14 protein-coding genes are annotated in these 16284 nt (G+C 62.5%); 8 read left to right on the top strand and 6 right to left on the bottom strand.

Going from position 1 to position 16284, the window contains the following annotated elements:
* Positions 1 to 42 precede the first annotated feature (42 nt).
* Genes BLL36_RS07580 through BLL36_RS07605 form a run of 6 tightly spaced genes read left to right on the top strand, consistent with a single transcriptional unit; the run spans position 43 to position 6082 of the window.
* Complete coding sequence (locus BLL36_RS07580; protein WP_076950840.1) at positions 43 to 2964, top strand: monovalent cation/H+ antiporter subunit A; 2922 nt, start codon at positions 43 to 45, stop codon at positions 2962 to 2964.
* Entirely contained in the window at positions 2964 to 3308 is a 345-nt protein-coding gene (locus BLL36_RS07585) for a Na+/H+ antiporter subunit C (RefSeq protein WP_003192163.1), read from the top strand. The genes BLL36_RS07580 and BLL36_RS07585 overlap by 1 nt, the downstream gene beginning before the upstream one ends.
* Positions 3305 to 4987 (top strand): monovalent cation/H+ antiporter subunit D, encoded by a 1683-nt coding sequence (locus BLL36_RS07590; RefSeq protein ID WP_076950841.1) that lies wholly within the window; start codon positions 3305 to 3307, stop codon positions 4985 to 4987. Before BLL36_RS07585 ends, BLL36_RS07590 begins: the two co-directional genes overlap by 4 nt.
* Complete coding sequence (locus BLL36_RS07595; protein WP_076950842.1) at positions 4984 to 5472, top strand: Na+/H+ antiporter subunit E; 489 nt, start codon at positions 4984 to 4986, stop codon at positions 5470 to 5472. Before BLL36_RS07590 ends, BLL36_RS07595 begins: the two co-directional genes overlap by 4 nt.
* Positions 5469 to 5747, top strand: a complete 279-nt coding sequence (locus BLL36_RS07600) for a K+/H+ antiporter subunit F (protein WP_076950843.1) — start codon at positions 5469 to 5471, stop codon at positions 5745 to 5747. The genes BLL36_RS07595 and BLL36_RS07600 overlap by 4 nt, the downstream gene beginning before the upstream one ends.
* Entirely contained in the window at positions 5744 to 6082 is a 339-nt protein-coding gene (locus BLL36_RS07605; RefSeq protein ID WP_076950844.1) for a Na+/H+ antiporter subunit G, read from the top strand. The genes BLL36_RS07600 and BLL36_RS07605 overlap by 4 nt, the downstream gene beginning before the upstream one ends.
* Positions 6083 to 6467: 385 nt before the next feature.
* Here the strand turns inward: BLL36_RS07605 and cysS are convergent, their stop codons facing one another.
* Both cysS and BLL36_RS07615 read right to left on the bottom strand, forming a co-directional pair.
* Positions 6468 to 7850 carry a cysteine--tRNA ligase gene (gene cysS, locus BLL36_RS07610; protein WP_076950845.1) on the bottom strand — a complete coding sequence of 461 codons (1383 nt, stop codon included), beginning with the start codon at positions 7848 to 7850 and terminating at the stop codon, positions 6468 to 6470.
* A gap of 18 nt (positions 7851 to 7868) precedes the next feature.
* Complete coding sequence (locus BLL36_RS07615) at positions 7869 to 9569, bottom strand: glutamine--tRNA ligase/YqeY domain fusion protein (protein WP_076950846.1); 1701 nt, start codon at positions 9567 to 9569, stop codon at positions 7869 to 7871.
* 248 nt (positions 9570 to 9817) lie between these two features.
* On the opposite strand from BLL36_RS07615, the gene BLL36_RS07620 reads away from it, so the two are divergent.
* Positions 9818 to 10321 carry a peptidylprolyl isomerase gene (locus tag BLL36_RS07620; protein ID WP_076950847.1) on the top strand — a complete coding sequence of 168 codons (504 nt, stop codon included), beginning with the start codon at positions 9818 to 9820 and terminating at the stop codon, positions 10319 to 10321.
* On the top strand, positions 10318 to 11067 hold the full coding sequence (gene lpxH, locus BLL36_RS07625) for a UDP-2,3-diacylglucosamine diphosphatase (protein ID WP_076950848.1): 750 nt from the start codon (positions 10318 to 10320) through the stop codon (positions 11065 to 11067). The genes BLL36_RS07620 and lpxH overlap by 4 nt, the downstream gene beginning before the upstream one ends.
* A gap of 279 nt (positions 11068 to 11346) precedes the next feature.
* On the opposite strand, the gene BLL36_RS07630 is transcribed toward lpxH, so the two are convergent.
* Genes BLL36_RS07630 through BLL36_RS07645 form a run of 4 tightly spaced genes read right to left on the bottom strand, consistent with a single transcriptional unit; the run spans position 11347 to position 16015 of the window.
* On the bottom strand, positions 11347 to 12876 hold the full coding sequence (locus BLL36_RS07630; protein ID WP_076950849.1) for a DHA2 family efflux MFS transporter permease subunit: 1530 nt from the start codon (positions 12874 to 12876) through the stop codon (positions 11347 to 11349).
* Complete coding sequence (locus BLL36_RS07635; RefSeq protein ID WP_076950850.1) at positions 12876 to 14078, bottom strand: HlyD family secretion protein; 1203 nt, start codon at positions 14076 to 14078, stop codon at positions 12876 to 12878. Before BLL36_RS07635 ends, BLL36_RS07630 begins: the two co-directional genes overlap by 1 nt.
* Before the next feature lie 15 nt (positions 14079 to 14093).
* Positions 14094 to 15545: an efflux transporter outer membrane subunit gene (locus BLL36_RS07640; protein WP_076950851.1), complete on the bottom strand. Its 1452-nt coding sequence runs from the start codon at positions 15543 to 15545 to the stop codon at positions 14094 to 14096.
* On the bottom strand, positions 15542 to 16015 hold the full coding sequence (locus BLL36_RS07645; protein WP_076950852.1) for a MarR family winged helix-turn-helix transcriptional regulator: 474 nt from the start codon (positions 16013 to 16015) through the stop codon (positions 15542 to 15544). Before BLL36_RS07645 ends, BLL36_RS07640 begins: the two co-directional genes overlap by 4 nt.
* Positions 16016 to 16284: the final 269 nt, after the last annotated feature.

Here is a 16284-nt window from a genome sequence, read left to right on the forward strand (position 1 = left end):
GGCACGTATGATGCATCCCAAACTCCTGCAGACTAGAAGCCTATGTCCCTGATAGTTCTACTGCTTCTGCCCTTCGTTGGCAGCTGTCTCGCGGCCTTGCTGCCGCACAATGCACGTAATACCGAATCCCTGCTGGCCGGCCTCGTGGCCCTGGTCGGTACCCTTCAAGTCGCCCTGCTGTACCCGCAGATCATCCACGGTGGGGTGATCCGTGAAGAATACATGTGGTTGCCCAGCCTCGGGCTGAACTTCGTGTTGCGCATGGACGGGTTTGCCTGGCTGTTCTCGTTGCTGGTGCTGGGCATCGGCACGCTGGTGTCGCTGTATGCGCGTTACTACATGTCACCGGAAGACCCGGTGCCGCGCTTCTTTGCGTTTTTCCTGGCGTTCATGGGCGCCATGCTCGGGCTGGTGATCTCCGGCAACCTGATCCAGATCGTGTTCTTCTGGGAGCTGACCAGCCTGTTCTCGTTCCTGCTGATCGGCTATTGGCACCACCGCGCCGATGCCAGGCGCGGCGCGTACATGGCGTTGATGGTCACTGGCGCCGGCGGCTTGTGCCTGTTGGCGGGCATGATGTTGCTGGGGCATATCGTCGGCAGCTATGACCTGGACCTGGTGCTGGCGGCGGGCGATCAGATTCGCGCGCATTCGCTGTACCCGGTCATGTTGGCCCTGGTGCTGATCGGCGCACTGAGCAAAAGCGCGCAGTTCCCGTTTCACTTCTGGCTACCCCACGCGATGGCGGCGCCCACGCCGGTGTCGGCGTACCTGCATTCGGCAACGATGGTGAAGGCCGGCGTGTTCCTGCTGGCCCGCCTGTGGCCGTCGCTGTCCGGCAGCGAAGAATGGTTCTGGATCGTCGGCGGCGCCGGCGCCCTCACCCTCCTCCTCGGCGCTTACTGCGCCATGTTCCAGAATGACCTCAAGGGCCTGCTGGCCTACTCCACCATCAGCCATCTCGGGCTGATCACCTTGTTGCTGGGCCTCAACAGCCCGCTGGCCGCCGTCGCGGCCGTGTTCCATATCCTCAACCACGCGACGTTCAAGGCTTCGCTGTTCATGGCGGCGGGCATCATCGACCACGAAAGCGGCACCCGTGATATCCGCAAGCTCAGCGGCCTGGTGCGGTTGATCCCGTTCACCGCGACCCTGGCGATGGTGGCCAGTGCGTCCATGGCCGGCGTGCCGTTGCTCAACGGTTTCCTGTCCAAAGAGATGTTCTTTGCCGAGACCGTGTTTATCTCCGCGACCGCCTGGGTGGAATTCGCCCTGCCGCTGATCGCCACGGTGGCCGGCACCTTCAGCGTGGCCTACGCCCTGCGCTTCACCGTCGACGTGTTCTTCGGCCCGCCTGCGACCGACCTGCCCCACACCCCACACGAACCGCCACGCTGGATGCGCGCCCCGGTCGAGCTGCTGGTGTTCACTTGCCTGCTGGTGGGGATCTTCCCGGCGCAGGTGGTCGGTTCCATCCTCGCCGCCGCCGCGCTGCCGGTGGTGGGCGGTGTGTTGCCGGAGTACAGCCTGGCGATCTGGCACGGCTGGAATGCACCCATGATCATGAGCCTGGTGGCCATGTCCGGCGGCGTGGTGCTGTACCTGCTGTTGCGCAAGCAACTCAAGCGCGGCCGCTTCAAGTACCCGCCGGTCATCAGCTATTTCAACGGCAAGCGCGGCTTCGAACGCAGCCTGGTGGTGATGATGCGCGGCGTGCGCAGGATCGAGAAACGCATCAGCACCAAGCGCCTGCAGACCCAGCTGTTCCTGCTGGTACTGGTGGCGGTCATTGGCGGCCTGATCCCGATGCTCGACAGCGGCCTCACGTGGGGTGACCGACCGAAGATCCCCGGCTCCGTGGTGTTCGTCACCCTGTGGGTGTTGGCGATCGCCTGTGCCCTGGGTGCCGCCTGGCAGGCCAAGTATCACCGGCTCGCGGCCCTGACCATGGTCAGTGTGTGCGGGCTGATGACCTGCGTCACTTTCGTGTGGTTCTCGGCGCCGGACCTGGCGCTGACGCAACTGGTGGTCGAGGTGGTCACCACGGTGCTGATCCTGCTGGGCCTGCGCTGGCTGCCACGGCGGATCGAGGAGGTGTCGCCACTGCCGAACACCTTGCGCAAGGCGCGGGTTCGCCGGGTGCGCGACTTTCTGCTGTCTACCGTGGTGGGCGGCGGCATGGCGTTGCTGTCCTACGCGATGCTGACGCGCCAGACGCCCAACGATATTTCCTCGTTCTACCTCAGCCGCGCCTTGCCCGAAGGCGGCGGCAGCAATGTGGTGAACGTGATGCTGGTGGACTTTCGTGGCTTCGATACCTTGGGCGAGATCACCGTGCTCGGTGCCGTGGCGCTGACGGTGTACGCGCTGCTGCGTCGCTTTCGCCCTTCCAGGGAAAGCATGCAGCTGCCCGCGCAACAGCGGCAGTTGGCGCCGGACGTGGCCACCGACCTGGTCAACCCGCGCCAGGCCAGCGACACCGCCCTGGGTTACATGATGGTGCCGGCGGTGCTGGTGCGCCTGCTGCTGCCGATTGCGCTGGTGGTGTCGTTCTACCTGTTCATGCGCGGTCACAACCAACCGGGCGGCGGGTTTGTCGCGGGGCTGGTGATGTCGGTGGCGTTCATCCTGCAATACATGGTGGCCGGTACGCAGTGGGTCGAGGCGCAAATGAGCCTGCGGCCGATGCGCTGGATGGGCTTCGGCTTATTCTCCGCGACGCTCACCGGTATCGGCGCATTGTTTGCCGGGTATCCATTCCTGACCACCCATACCTGGCATTTGAGCCTGCCGCTGCTGGGCAATATTCACGTCGCCAGTGCGCTGTTCTTCGACGTCGGCGTTTACGCAATGGTCGTCGGCTCGACGCTGCTGATGCTCACCGCCCTCGGTCACCAGTCCGTGCGGGCGCACAAACCGAGCAACCAGGCCAAAGTGGTCGCCGCAACCGAAGGAGCCGCCTGATGGAAGAAGTCATCGCAATTGCCATTGGGGTCCTGGCGGCCTCCGGCGTCTGGTTGATCCTGCGGCCGCGAACGTTCCAGGTGGTGATGGGCCTGTGCCTGTTGTCGTATGGGGTCAACCTGTTCATTTTCAGCATGGGCAGCCTGTTTATCGGCAAGGAGCCGATCATCAAGGACGGCGTGCCGCAAGACCTGCTCAACTACACCGACCCCCTGCCCCAGGCGCTGGTGCTCACGGCCATCGTGATCAGCTTCGCCATGACCGCCCTGTTTCTGGTGGTACTGCTGGCTTCCCGTGGCCTGACCGGCACGGACCATGTCGACGGCCGGGAGCCCAAGGAATGAATTGGGTCAATCAACTGATCGTCGCGCCTATCCTGTTGCCGTTGCTGACCGCTGCATTGATGCTGATGCTGGGCGAAAAACGCCGCCCACTGAAGGCACAGATCAATCTGGTGTCGAGCATCCTCGGTTTGGGCGTGGCGATCCTGCTGCTGTACTGGACGCAAAAAGGCGGCCCCGGCTCGATCGGCGTGTACCTGCCGGGCAACTGGCAAGTGCCGTTCGGCATTGTGCTGGTGGTAGACCAGCTGTCGGCATTGATGCTGGTGCTCACCGGCATTATCGGCGTCAGCGCGTTGCTGTTCGCCATGGCCCGCTGGGACCGTGCCGGCACCAGTTTCCATGCGCTGTTCCAGATCCAGATGATGGGCCTGTACGGCGCGTTCCTCACGGCCGACCTGTTCAATCTGTTCGTGTTCTTCGAGGTGCTGCTGGCGGCGTCCTATGGCTTGATGCTGCACGGTTCCGGCCGCGCGCGGGTGTCGTCGGGGCTGCATTACATCGCGATCAACCTGCTGGCGTCGTCGCTGTTCCTGATTGGCGCGGCGATGATCTACGGCGTGACCGGTACGCTGAACTTCGCCGACCTGGCGCTGAAGATCCCGCTGGTGCCGGAGGCTGATCGCGGCCTGCTGCACGCAGGTGCGGCGATCCTGGCAACAGCATTCCTGGCCAAGGCCGGCATGTGGCCGCTGAACTTCTGGCTGGCGCCCGCCTACTCTTCGGCCAGCGCGCCGGTGGCGGCGATGTTTGCGATCATGACCAAGGTCGGCGTGTACACCGTGCTGCGCCTGTGGACCCTGCTGTTCTCCGGCCAGGCCGGTGCATCGGCGCTGTTTGGCGGTGACTGGCTGGTGTATGGCGGTATGGCGACCATCATCTGCGCTGCGCTGGCGATGCTGGCGGCGCAGCGGCTGGAGCGCATGGCGAGCCTGAGCATCCTGGTATCGGCCGGGATCCTGTTGTCGTCGGTGGGTTTTGCCCAGCCCAGCCTGATCGCGGGTGCGTTGTTTTATCTGGTCAGTTCGACCCTGGCGTTGAGCGCCCTGTTCTTGCTGGCCGAACTGATCGAGCGTTCGCGCTCGGCCAACGACCTGCCACTGGACGAGGAAATCGATGCGCTGCCCAAGGCCATGGAGTCCCTGCATCCGCGCCCTGGGGTCAACCTGGATGACGAACAGAAAGCCGTGATCGGTCAGGTTATCCCGTGGACCATGGCGTTCCTCGGCTTGAGCTTTGTTGCCTGCGCGCTGCTGATTATCGGGATGCCGCCGTTGTCCGGGTTTATCGGCAAGCTCAGCCTGCTGAGTGCGCTGCTCAATCCGCTGGGCCTGGGCAATGCGGTGGATGAGCCGATTCGCCCGGCCGCCTGGGGCCTGGTGGCGCTGTTGATCCTGTCTGGCCTGGCCTCGCTGATCGCCTTCGCGCGCTTGGGCATCCAGCGCTTCTGGACCCCGGAGGAGCGCCCATCGCCACTGTTGCGGCGCTATGAGTGCGTGCCGATCTTCTTCCTGGTCGGCCTGAGCATCCTGCTCACCTTCAAGGCCGAAGCGCTGATGCATTACACCCTGGCGACCGCGAAAAACCTGAACAACCCGGAGCAATACGTGATGGCGGTGATGGCCACGCGCCCGGTGCCAAGCCCCGAAGCCAAGGCCGCCGCGCTGGAGGTGCAACCATGAAGCGTCTGTTCCCTGCGCCTTGGTTGTCGCTGGCCCTGTGGGGGTTATGGCTGGTGCTGAACCTGTCCGTCAGCCCCGGCAACTTGCTGCTGGGGGCGCTGCTGGGCCTTGTTGCGCCGCTGATGATGGCGCCGCTGCGCCCGCAACCGATCAGCCTGCGCCGCCCCGGCGTGATCCTGCGCCTGTTGCTGCGGGTGGGCCGCGACGTGATTGTCTCCAACCTGCAAGTAGCCTGGGGCGTGCTGACGTGCGGCTCGCGCCCGCCGCGCGCGCGCTTCATCAAGATCCCCATCGACCTGCACAGCCCCAACGGCCTCGCGGCGCTGGCGATGATCACCACGGTGATCCCCGGCACCATCTGGTCGGAACTGGCGCTGGACCGCAGCGTCCTGCTGCTGCATGTGTTCGACCTGGACGATGAGGCGCAGTTTATCGAGCACTTCAAATCCGCCTACGAACGGCCCCTGATGGAGATCTTCGAATGAGCGCCCTGCTCGCCAATGCGATCCTGTTCAGCCTGTTCCTGTTCTCGCTGGCCATGGTGCTGACCCTGATTCGCCTGTTCAAAGGCCCCTCGGCGCAAGACCGGGTGCTGGCGCTGGACTACCTGTACATCCTCGCGATGCTGATGATGCTGGTATTGGGCATTCGCTATGCCAGTGACACCTACTTCGAAGCGGCACTGCTGATCGCACTGTTCGGCTTTGTCGGCTCGTTTGCCTTGGCCAAATTCCTGCTGCGTGGGGAGGTGATTGAATGATGCCGTTATGGATGGAAATCGTCGTCGGGCTGCTGCTGGTCTTGAGCAGCGTGTTTGCGCTGATCGGTGCGCTTGGGTTGTTGCGCATGAAAGATTTCTTCCAACGCATGCACCCACCAGCGCTGGCCTCGACGCTTGGCGCGTGGTGCGTGGCGTTGGCGTCGATTATCTACTTTTCGGTGCTCAAGTCCGGGCCGGTGTTGCACGGGTGGTTGATCCCAATTCTGCTGTCGATCACGGTGCCGGTGACCACGCTGTTACTGGCGCGAACGGCCCTGTTCCGCAAGCGTATGGCCGGTGATGACGTACCCGCCGAAGTCAGCAGCCGCCGCTGACTCATCAAGCGGACACCGGACAACCTGTGGGAGCTGGCTTGCCTGCGATGAGCATAGGTATCTACACAACTCTCAAAGACTGAAAAGTATTTGATCGTTGATCGTTCCCACGCTCTGCGTGGGAACGCCGCCTGGGACGCTCTGCGTCCCGCCAAACAGGCCGATGCGCACAGGTGACGCAGAGCGTCACGGGATGCATTACCACGCGGAGCGTGGGAACGATCATATGCAGTCGATCAGTCAGCACATCGGTGACTGACCCACCGCAATCGGGGGCAAGCCCCACTCCCACACTTGATCAGCGTGAGCGCTGACTAAAACGGTGTGCAAAAAAACGCCCCGAACCAGTCGGGGCGTTTTTCATTCTGCGTGCAGCAACCAAGCGTCAGTCAGCCAACCGCCACGTCGTCCCACCCTTCCCATCTTCCAACACCACACCCATCGCGGTCAGTTGGTCACGGATACGGTCGGATTCCGCCCAGTCCTTACCAGCACGCGCAGCCAGACGCGCCTGGATCAAGGCATCCACTTGTGCCGCATCCACACGCCCTTCGGCGCCGGCTTGCAGGAAGTCATCGGCCTCCATTTGCAACACGCCCAGCACACTGGCCAACTCTTTCAAGCGTGCCGCCAGACCCGCCGCCGCGTCGATATCCGTCTCACGCAGGCGGTTGATTTCGCGCACCATCTCGAACAGTACGGCGCAGGCTTCCGGGGTGCCGAAGTCGTCGTTCATGACTTCGGTGAAGCGTGCCACGAACGTTTCACCGCCGGCCGGGGCGACCGAGGGCAAACCTTTCAACGCGTGGTAGAACCGTTCCAGGGCACCCTTGGCGTCCTTGAGGTTGTCTTCCGAGTAGTTGATGGCGCTGCGGTAGTGGCTCGACACCAACAAATACCGCACCACTTCCGGGTGGTACTTTTCCAGCACGTCGCGAATGGTGAAGAAGTTGTTCAAGGACTTGGACATCTTCTCGCCATTGATGCGGATCATGCCGCAGTGCATCCAGGCGTTGGCATAGGTCTTGCCGGTGGCGGCTTCGCTCTGGGCGATTTCGTTTTCGTGGTGCGGAAACTCCAGGTCGCTGCCGCCGCCATGAATGTCGAAGGTCTCGCCCAGGCAGCAGGTGGACATTACCGAGCATTCGATGTGCCAGCCCGGACGCCCGGCGCCCCACGGCGACTCCCAGCTCGGCTCGCCCGGTTTGGTGGCTTTCCACAGCACGAAGTCGAGCGGGTCTTGCTTGGCTTCGTCGACTTCGATACGCGCGCCGATGCGCAAGTCTTCGATCTTCTTGCGCGACAGCTTGCCGTAGCCCATGAACTTGGCGACGCGGTAGTACACGTCGCCATTGCCCGGGGCGTAGGCGTAGCCCTTGTCGATCAGGGTCTGGATCATCGCGTGCATGCCGGGGATGTGGTCCGTGGCACGCGGTTCCATGTCCGGCTTGAGGATGTTGAGGCGGGCCTCGTCCTCGTGCATCGCGGCGATCATGCGCTCGGTCAGCGCGTCGAACGCCTCGCCGTTTTCGTTGGCGCGGTTGATGATCTTATCGTCGATGTCGGTGATGTTGCGCACATAGGTCAAATCATAGCCGCTGAAACGCAACCAGCGGGTCACCAGGTCGAAGGCAACCATGCTGCGGCCGTGGCCGATGTGGCAGTAGTCGTACACGGTCATGCCGCACACGTACATGCGCACCTTGTTGCCATCGAGCGGCTTGAAGACTTCTTTGGTCTTGCTGAGTGTGTTGTAGATCGTTAGCACAACGGCTTCCTTAGAGAATCACTGGCCCCACGAATCACGCAAGGTCACGGTACGGTTGAATACCGGAGCACCAGGTTTCGAGTCCTTGATATCCGCGCAGAAGTAGCCTTCGCGCTCGAACTGGAAACGGTCTTCCGGCTGTGCGTCGCCAAGCGATGGCTCGGCACGACAACCAGTGAGTACTTGCAGGGAGTCAGGGTTGATGTTGTCCAGGAAGCTGGCGCTGTCTTCGGCCTTTTCAGGGTTCGGCGAGCGGAACAGACGATCGTACAAGCGCACTTCGCATTCGATGCTGGCCGCGGCCGGCACCCAGTGGACCACGCCCTTGACCTTGCGGCCCTCGGGGTTCTTGCCCAGGGTGTCAGGGTCGTAGGAGCAACGCAGTTCGACGATGTTGCCGTCGGCGTCCTTGATCGCTTCATCGGCACGGATCACGTAGCTGCCGCGCAGGCGCACTTCGCCGTTCGGTTCCAGGCGCTTGTAGCCTTTTGGCGGCTCTTCCATGAAGTCATCGCGGTCGATGTAGATTTCACGGGCGAACGGCAGCTTGCGCACGCCAAGTGCTTCGTTTTGCGGATGACGCGGCAACTCGAGGTTGTCGACTTTGTCTTGCGGGTAGTTGGTGATCACGACTTTCAACGGACGCAGCACGCACATGGCGCGCGGGGCGTTCGCGTCGAGGTCCTGGCGGATGCTGAACTCGAGCATGCCGAAGTCGACCACGCCGTCGGAACGGTTGGTGCCGACCATGTCGCAGAAGTTGCGGATCGACGCCGGGGTGTAGCCGCGACGACGGAAGCCCGACAGGGTCGACATGCGCGGGTCATCCCAGCCATGCACGTGCTTCTCATCCACCAATTGCTTGAGCTTGCGCTTGCTGGTGATCGTGTAGTTGAGGTTCAGGCGGCTGAATTCGTACTGGCGCGGCTGCGCCGGCACCGGCAGGTTGCTCAGGAACCACTCGTACAGCGGACGATGGCTTTCGAACTCCAGGGTGCAGATGGAGTGGGTGATGCCTTCGATGGCGTCCGACTGGCCGTGGGTGAAGTCGTAGTTGGGGTAGATGCACCACTTGTCGCCGGTCTGGTGGTGATGGGCATGGCGGATGCGGTACATGATCGGGTCGCGCAGGTTCATGTTCGGCGAGGCCATGTCGATCTTGGCGCGCAGGACGCGGGCGCCGTCAGGGAACTCGCCGGCGCGCATGCGGTTGAACCAGTCGAGGTTCTCTTCCACCGAACGCTCGCGGAACGGGCTGTTCTTGCCCGGCTCGGTCAGGGTGCCACGGTATTCCTTGGCCTGCTCAGGGGACAGGTCGTCGACGTAGGCCTTGCCGGCCTTGATCAGCTCGACCGCCCAGTCGAACAACTGGTCGAAGTATTGGGAGGCGTAGCGCACTTCGCCGGACCATTGGAAGCCCAGCCACTTGATGTCGCTTTCGATGGCGTCGATGTATTCCTGGTCTTCCTTGGCCGGGTTGGTGTCGTCGAAACGCAGGTGCGTGACGCCCCCGAACTCCTGGGCCAGGCCGAAGTTCACACAGATCGACTTGGCGTGACCGATGTGCAGGTAGCCGTTGGGCTCCGGGGGGAAGCGGGTGACGATCTGCGTGTGCTTGCCCGAATCCAGGTCCGCCTGGATGATCGGGCGCAGGAAATTGACCGGGACGGCAGGTCCGGCCTTGGCATTCGAGGTAGGGTCGACAGTGGGCTTGCTCATAGGATCCTTGAACAGACAAGTACATGGCCGGGCTAGGCCGACAAAACAAAGGCGATATCATAGCCGATGCTGTCAAGCACCTGACAGGGCAGCACCGAAAACTGCTGCTTTTATTGCACCGGCGGTAAAAAACCACCTCGAAATTCCTGGCAGGCACGCTAAACTGCGCGCCTTGGCCGCCGTTTCGCCAAACCGGTCGTGGTGCCAAGGCACCCAAACCCACGAATTCCCTGAAAAGAGTAGTGAACATGACTCAAGTCAAACTGACCACCAACCACGGTGACATCGTCATCGAGCTGAACGCCGAGAAAGCGCCGATCACCGTCACCAACTTCATCGAATACGTTAAGGCCGGCCACTACGAAAACACCGTTTTCCACCGTGTCATCGGCAACTTCATGGTCCAGGGCGGCGGTTTCGAGCCTGGCATGAAAGAAAAGAAAGACAAGCGTCCAAGCATCCAGAACGAAGCGGACAACGGCCTTTCCAACGACAAGTACACCGTCGCCATGGCCCGTACCATGGAGCCGCATTCGGCCTCCGCGCAGTTCTTCATCAACGTCGCCGACAACGCCTTCCTCAACCACACCGGCAAGAACGTGCAGGGTTGGGGCTACGCCGTGTTCGGTAAAGTCACCGAAGGCCAGGACGTGGTCGACAAGATCAAAGGCGTGCAGACCACCGGCAAGGCCGGCCACCAGGACGTTCCGGTAGAAGACGTTATAGTCGAGAAAGCCGAGATCGTTGGGTGATATTGCTGATTTCAGATTTGCATCTGGAAGAGGGACGCCCGGACATTACCCGGGCGTTTCTGGATCTGCTCCACGGCCGCGCCCGTGGCGCCCAGGCGTTGTACATTCTGGGGGACTTCTTCGAGGTCTGGATTGGCGACGATGGGATGACAGCGTTCCAACGCTCGATTTGCGCAGCCCTGCGCGAACTCAGCGACAGCGGCACCCCGATTTTCATCATGCACGGCAACCGCGACTTCCTGATCGGCAAGGCGTTCTGCAAAGCGGCGGGCGCCACCTTGCTCAAGGACCCGAGTGTCGTGCAGCTGCATGGCGAACCCGTGCTGTTGATGCACGGCGACAGCCTCTGCACCCGCGACGTCGGCTACATGAAGCTGCGACGCATCCTACGCAACCCGGTTGTGCTGTTTATCCTGCGCCATTTGCCGTTGGGCACACGGCACAGACTGGCGCGCAAACTGCGCAGCGAAAGCCGTGCGCAGACACGCATGAAAGCCAACGACATCGTCGATGTGACCGCCGAGGAAGTGCCGCGGGTGATGCAGCACTTTGGCGTGCGCACCCTGGTCCACGGCCACACCCACCGCCCTGCCATCCATAAGTTGCAGATTGGCGACCAGGCGGCCAAGCGCATTGTGCTGGGGGACTGGGACAAGCAAGGCTGGGCGTTGCAGGTGGATGAGCAAGGGTTTCAACTGGCGGCGTTTGACTTCGTCAATCCGCAGTTGGCATTGCCTGGCGCCTGATGAGCAGGCAACACAAATCACCTGTGGGAGCTGGCTTGCCTGCGATAGCCATATCGTTCAGAAGCTGACGAATCTCTCTGTAGTGAGCGGGCTTGCCCCGCGCTGGGTGGCGAAGCCGCCCCAATAAAGGCACCGCCGAGTTCCAGATAGAACCAGGTCGTCTGGATTGGGGCCGCTTCGCAGCCCAGCGCGGGGCAAGCCCGCTCACTACAGGGTAGCTTCTGCGGCCTCAATGCGATGCAGGCAAGCCAGCTCCCACAGTGGATTGCATTTCAACGCTCAATGGCCCGAAGCTTCCGGCCCGGCCTTGGCGCCAAACGGCGGCTTGGCCAGCCACACCAGCAACATCAAGCCCGCGAAGATCCATCCCATCAACGTGAAGTAGTCCACGGTGGACATCATATACGCCTGGCTGGTGAGGATCTGGTCCAACTGCGAGTAGGCCTTCTGCCCCGCCCCTCCGAGCGCTTGCAACGCATCGCGCGTGGTCGAGTCATAGGTGGTCATGTTTTCGCTCATGTACGCATGGTGCTGGTCCGCCCGGCGAATCCAGATCCAGGTGGTGAGCGAGGCCGCGAAGCTGCCGCCCAATGTGCGCAGGAAGGTCGCCAGGCCCGCGCCGTCGGCGATCTGCTGCGGCGGCAGGTCGGACATCAGGATGCTCAAGGTCGGCATGAAAAACAGCGCCACACCGATCCCCATGAACAACTGCACCAGGGCAATGTGGGTGAAATCCACCTCATTGGTGAATCCGGCGCGCATGAAGCAGCTCAAACCCATCGCCAGGAACGACAACCCCGCCAGCAGGCGCAGGTCGAACTTGTGCGCATATTTGCCCACGAACGGTGACATCAACACCGGCAGAATGCCGATCGGCGCCACCGCCAGGCCGGCCCAGGTGGCGGTGTAGCCCATCTGGGTTTGCAGCCACTGCGGCAGGATCAGGTTGATACCGAAGAAGCCCGCATACCCGCCGATCAGCACAATGGTGCCGATGCGGAAGTTGCGGTACGCAAACAATCGCAGGTTGACCACCGGGTGTTTGTCGGTCATTTCCCAGATGACGAACACCGCCAGGGCAATCACCGAAATCGCCGCGCCAATGATGATGAAGTTGGATTCGAACCAATCCAGGTCATTGCCCTTGTCGAGGATGATCTGCAAGGCGCCGACCCCGACGATCAGGCTCAACAGCCCCACATAGTCCATCGGCTGGTAACTGGTGACCACCGGCCGTTTCTTCAGCTGTGCACGCACCACCATCGCCGCGAAGATGCCGATGGGCACGTTGATGAAGAAGATCCACGGCCAACTGTAGCTGTCGGTGATCCAGCCACCGAGAATCGGGCCTGCAATCGGTGCCACCACTGTGACCATCGCCAGCAACGCCAGGGCCATGCCGCGCCTGGCCGGCGGGTAGACCGCGATCAGCAGCGTCTGGGTCATCGGGTACAGCGGCCCGGCCACCAGGCCTTGCAGCACGCGAAAGCCGATCAGTTCGGGCATCGAGGTGGAAATACCGCAAAGGAACGAGGCCAGTACGAACAGGATGGTCGCCCACAGAAACAGCTTCACCTCGCCAAAGCGGCGGCTCAGCCAACCGGTAAGCGGCAAGGCAATGGCGTTGCTCACCGCAAACGAGGTGATCACCCAGGTGCCCTGCTCCGAACTCACGCCGAGGTTGCCGGAAATGGTCGGCAACGCCACGTTGGCGATGGTGGTGTCGAGCACCTGCATAAAGGTCGCCAGCGACAGGCCGATAGTGGCCATCAACAGGCTGGGTGGCGTGAAGGAGGCGTTATTGCTCATCAGCGTTGCGCAGCCTTGGGCGCGGCGCTGCTGTTGTCATGGATCAACTGGGTGATCATCGCGTCAGCCTCGGCCAATTGGCGGTCGTACACGTTGGTGGTGAACGAGGCCTTTTGCGGCGGTTGTTGTGCCAGCACCGGGCCGCTCTGGTCGTGCAGGTCCACATTGACCACGGTGGAGAGGCCCACGCGCAACGGGTGTTTGGCCAGTTCGTCGGCGTTGATATGGATGCGCACCGGCACCCGTTGCACGATCTTGATCCAGTTACCGGTGGCGTTCTGCGCAGGCAGCAGGGCGAATGCGCTGCCGGTGCCGGCGCCCAGGCTGTCCACGGTGCCGCTGTACTTTACGTCACTGCCGTAGATGTCCGACTCGATGTCCACCGGCTGGCCAATGCGCATGTCGCGCAGTTGGGTCTCCTTGAAGTTGGCGTCGATCCACAGCTGGTTCAGCGGGATCACGGCCATCAACGCCGTGCCGGGCTGCACGCGCTGGCCCAGTTGCACGGTGCGCTTGGCCACGTAGCCGGTGACCGGCGCAATCAAGGTGCTACGCGCATTAGTCAGATAGGCCTGGCGCAATTGCGCGGCGGCGGCCTGCACATCCGGGTGGGACGAGATCACCGTGTCATCCACCAGGGCATTGGTGGATTTGAGTTGCTGCTCAAGGTTGGTCAGCGCGTTCTTCGCCGCGGTCAGGCTGTCACGGGCGTGGGACAGCTCTTCCTGGGAGATCGCGCCACCCTGGGCCAAGGTCTTGCGTCGGTTGTAATTGTCCTGGGCGGTTTGCACGTCGGCTTTCTGTGCGTTGACCTGGGCCTTCATGCCATCGACGTTGCTGTACAAGCCCCGCACCTGACGCACGGTGCGGGCCAGGTTGGCCTGGGCACTTTGCAGGCCGACGGCGGCGTCGTTGGGGTCGAAATTGATCAGCACCTGGCCTTCATGGACCAGGTCGCCATCGTCGGCGCCGATGCTGACCACAGTGCCGGTGACCAGCGGGGTGATTTCCACCACGTTGCCGTTCACATAGGCGTCATCGGTACTTTCGTTGAAGCGCCCGTAAAGTTCATACCAGCCCCACACGCCAACAATGGCAAGGATGACGATCAGCGCCAGGCCGATCAGCATCACTTTGCGTTTGCGCGGATTGTTGTCTTGCTTGGGTTGTTCAGTTGCGTTGTTGCTGTCGGCAATGGCCATGACAAATACCTCAAATTATTCCGAGCGTGTGGCGGGGGTGGTTGCGGCCACGTTGTTGGCGCCGTAGCCGCCACCCAGGGCCTGCATCAATTGAATCGACAGATCGATCTGCGCGGCATTCAGGCTCGCCAGCTGGCGCTGGGCCTGCAGCAATTGCTGCTCGATGCTGAGCACATCCAGGTAATTACCGATCCCGGAGCTGTAGCGCTGCACGCCGGTGTCGTAGGACTGCTGGGCAATGTCCGCTGCGTGTTGCTGGGCCTGGATCTGCCGGCCGGTGTCGCGCAGTTGCGACAGGGTGGTGCCGATATCGCCCAGGGCTTGCACCAGAGTCTTGTTGTACTGGGCCACGGCCAGGTCGTAGTCGGCGTCGCGGGCATCAAGGTCGGCACGCAGGCGGCCGCCGTCGAAGATCGGTAGCGAGATCGTCGGCGCAATATTGAAGAAGCGGCTGGCCGGACCGAACATCGCATCGCCCAGCAACGACTCGGCCCCGGCACTCGCGCTCAGGTTGAGGTTGGGGTAGAAGCGGGTCTTGCTCGCATCGATGTTGCGGGCCGCCGCTTCGACGCGCCAGCGCGCGGCGATCAGGTCCGGGCGCCGGCCCAGCAGCTCGGCGGGCAGCACCGAAGGCACAGCGACCGCGCCGGGTTTGAGCACCGTAGGCCGAGCCAGCTCGTTGCCGCGGTCCGGGCCTTTGCCGAGTAGCACGGCCAGGGCGATTTTCGCGCTTTGCAGCTGCTTTTCCGCATCGATCAGTTGCGACTGTGAGCTGGCTTCCAGGCTCTCGGTCTGCTGGTACTGGTACTGGCTGTCGATGCCCGAATCCAGGCGACGCTTGCTCAGGTCGAGCATCTGCCGAGTGCGTTTGAGGTCATCATTGGCCAGGTCGCGCACGATATGCGCCTGGCCCAGGTCGCTGTAGGCCTTGGCGACGTTGGCGGCCAGGGTCAGGCGCGCAGCCTGCTGATCAACCTGGGCGGCACGGGCCTCGCCCAGCGCGGCCTCCCAGGCGGCGCGCTGGCCGCCCCAGAGGTCGAAGTTGTAATTGAAGCTGGCGCCGATGTTGCGCACGGTCGAATAGGCGTCGCCTTCGCCGCGCGGGTCCTGGTCTCTGGCCAGGCGTGAACGGCTGACACCGGCGCTGGCATCCAGGGTCGGCATGCGCTCGGCGTTGGCGGCGTAAGCGGCGGCTTCGGCCTGGTGAGCCCGGGCGCTGGCCACTTGCATGTCGGGGCTGTTGTGTAGGGCTTCCTGGATCAGGCCGTCGAGCTGCGGGTCGCCGAGGCTTTTCCACCAATCGGCGCTGGGCCAGGCGGCGCTCGACAGGGTCACGCCGTTCAGGGACTGCCCGGTGTGCAGGGTATTGGCGTCCAGGCGCTTGCCTTGGGTATCAAGGCCGCTGTAGTTGGCGCAACCGGCCATGCTCATGGCCGCGAGCACCAGGCAAAGGGCACGTATGTTCATGTGTTACCTACCCGCTGCAGAGTGATGGGATCACCGGCAGCTACCAGAATTTTCTTGAGGATGCGTTCCAGGGTTTCCAGCTCGCCAGGCTCCAGTGCGCCGGCCAGCTGGTTCAACGCCTGGGCGCCGATCTGCGGCAGCATGTCCGCCAGGCGCTGGCCGCCGACGGTCAGCACCAACTGCACCTGGCGGCGATCCAGCTCGGAGCGTTTGCGGCTGAGCAAGTCTTTTTGCTCCAGGCGGTCGAGCATGCGAGTCATCGAACCGCTGTCCAGGGACAGGTGGCGGCACAGCTCCGCCGGGGTGTCGACGCCGAACTGGGCCATGATGATCAACACCTTGAACTGCGCGGCGGTGATGCCGTGGGGTTCCATGTGGGTGTCGATGATGCGGTCCTTGAGAATCGCGGCACGCCCCAGCAACAGGCCGAGGTGGCAGTTGTGGAAGTTTTCAGGGGTGAAGTGCGGCATCGAGAGTCACCTTATTACTGCCTAGGCAGTGAATGTGTGACGAGATATTACTGCTTAGGCAGCGAATGTCAAATGGAATTATTAGCTTGCTTGGTACTTGCATGGCTAGCAGGCTGAAATGCAGATAATTGTGGGAGCTGGCTTGCCTGCGATGGTCATAGCTAGCTACGCATTTTCTGCGGCCGCATGGCCAATTTGTAGTGAGCGGGCTTGTCCCGCGCTGGGTGGCGAAGCCGCCCCAAACCAGGCGACTCGGTTTTGTCTCTAAA

Source organism: Pseudomonas cedrina subsp. cedrina (assembly GCF_001983175.1).
In the GTDB taxonomy this organism is placed as follows: Bacteria; Pseudomonadota; Gammaproteobacteria; order Pseudomonadales; family Pseudomonadaceae; genus Aquipseudomonas; species Aquipseudomonas cedrina.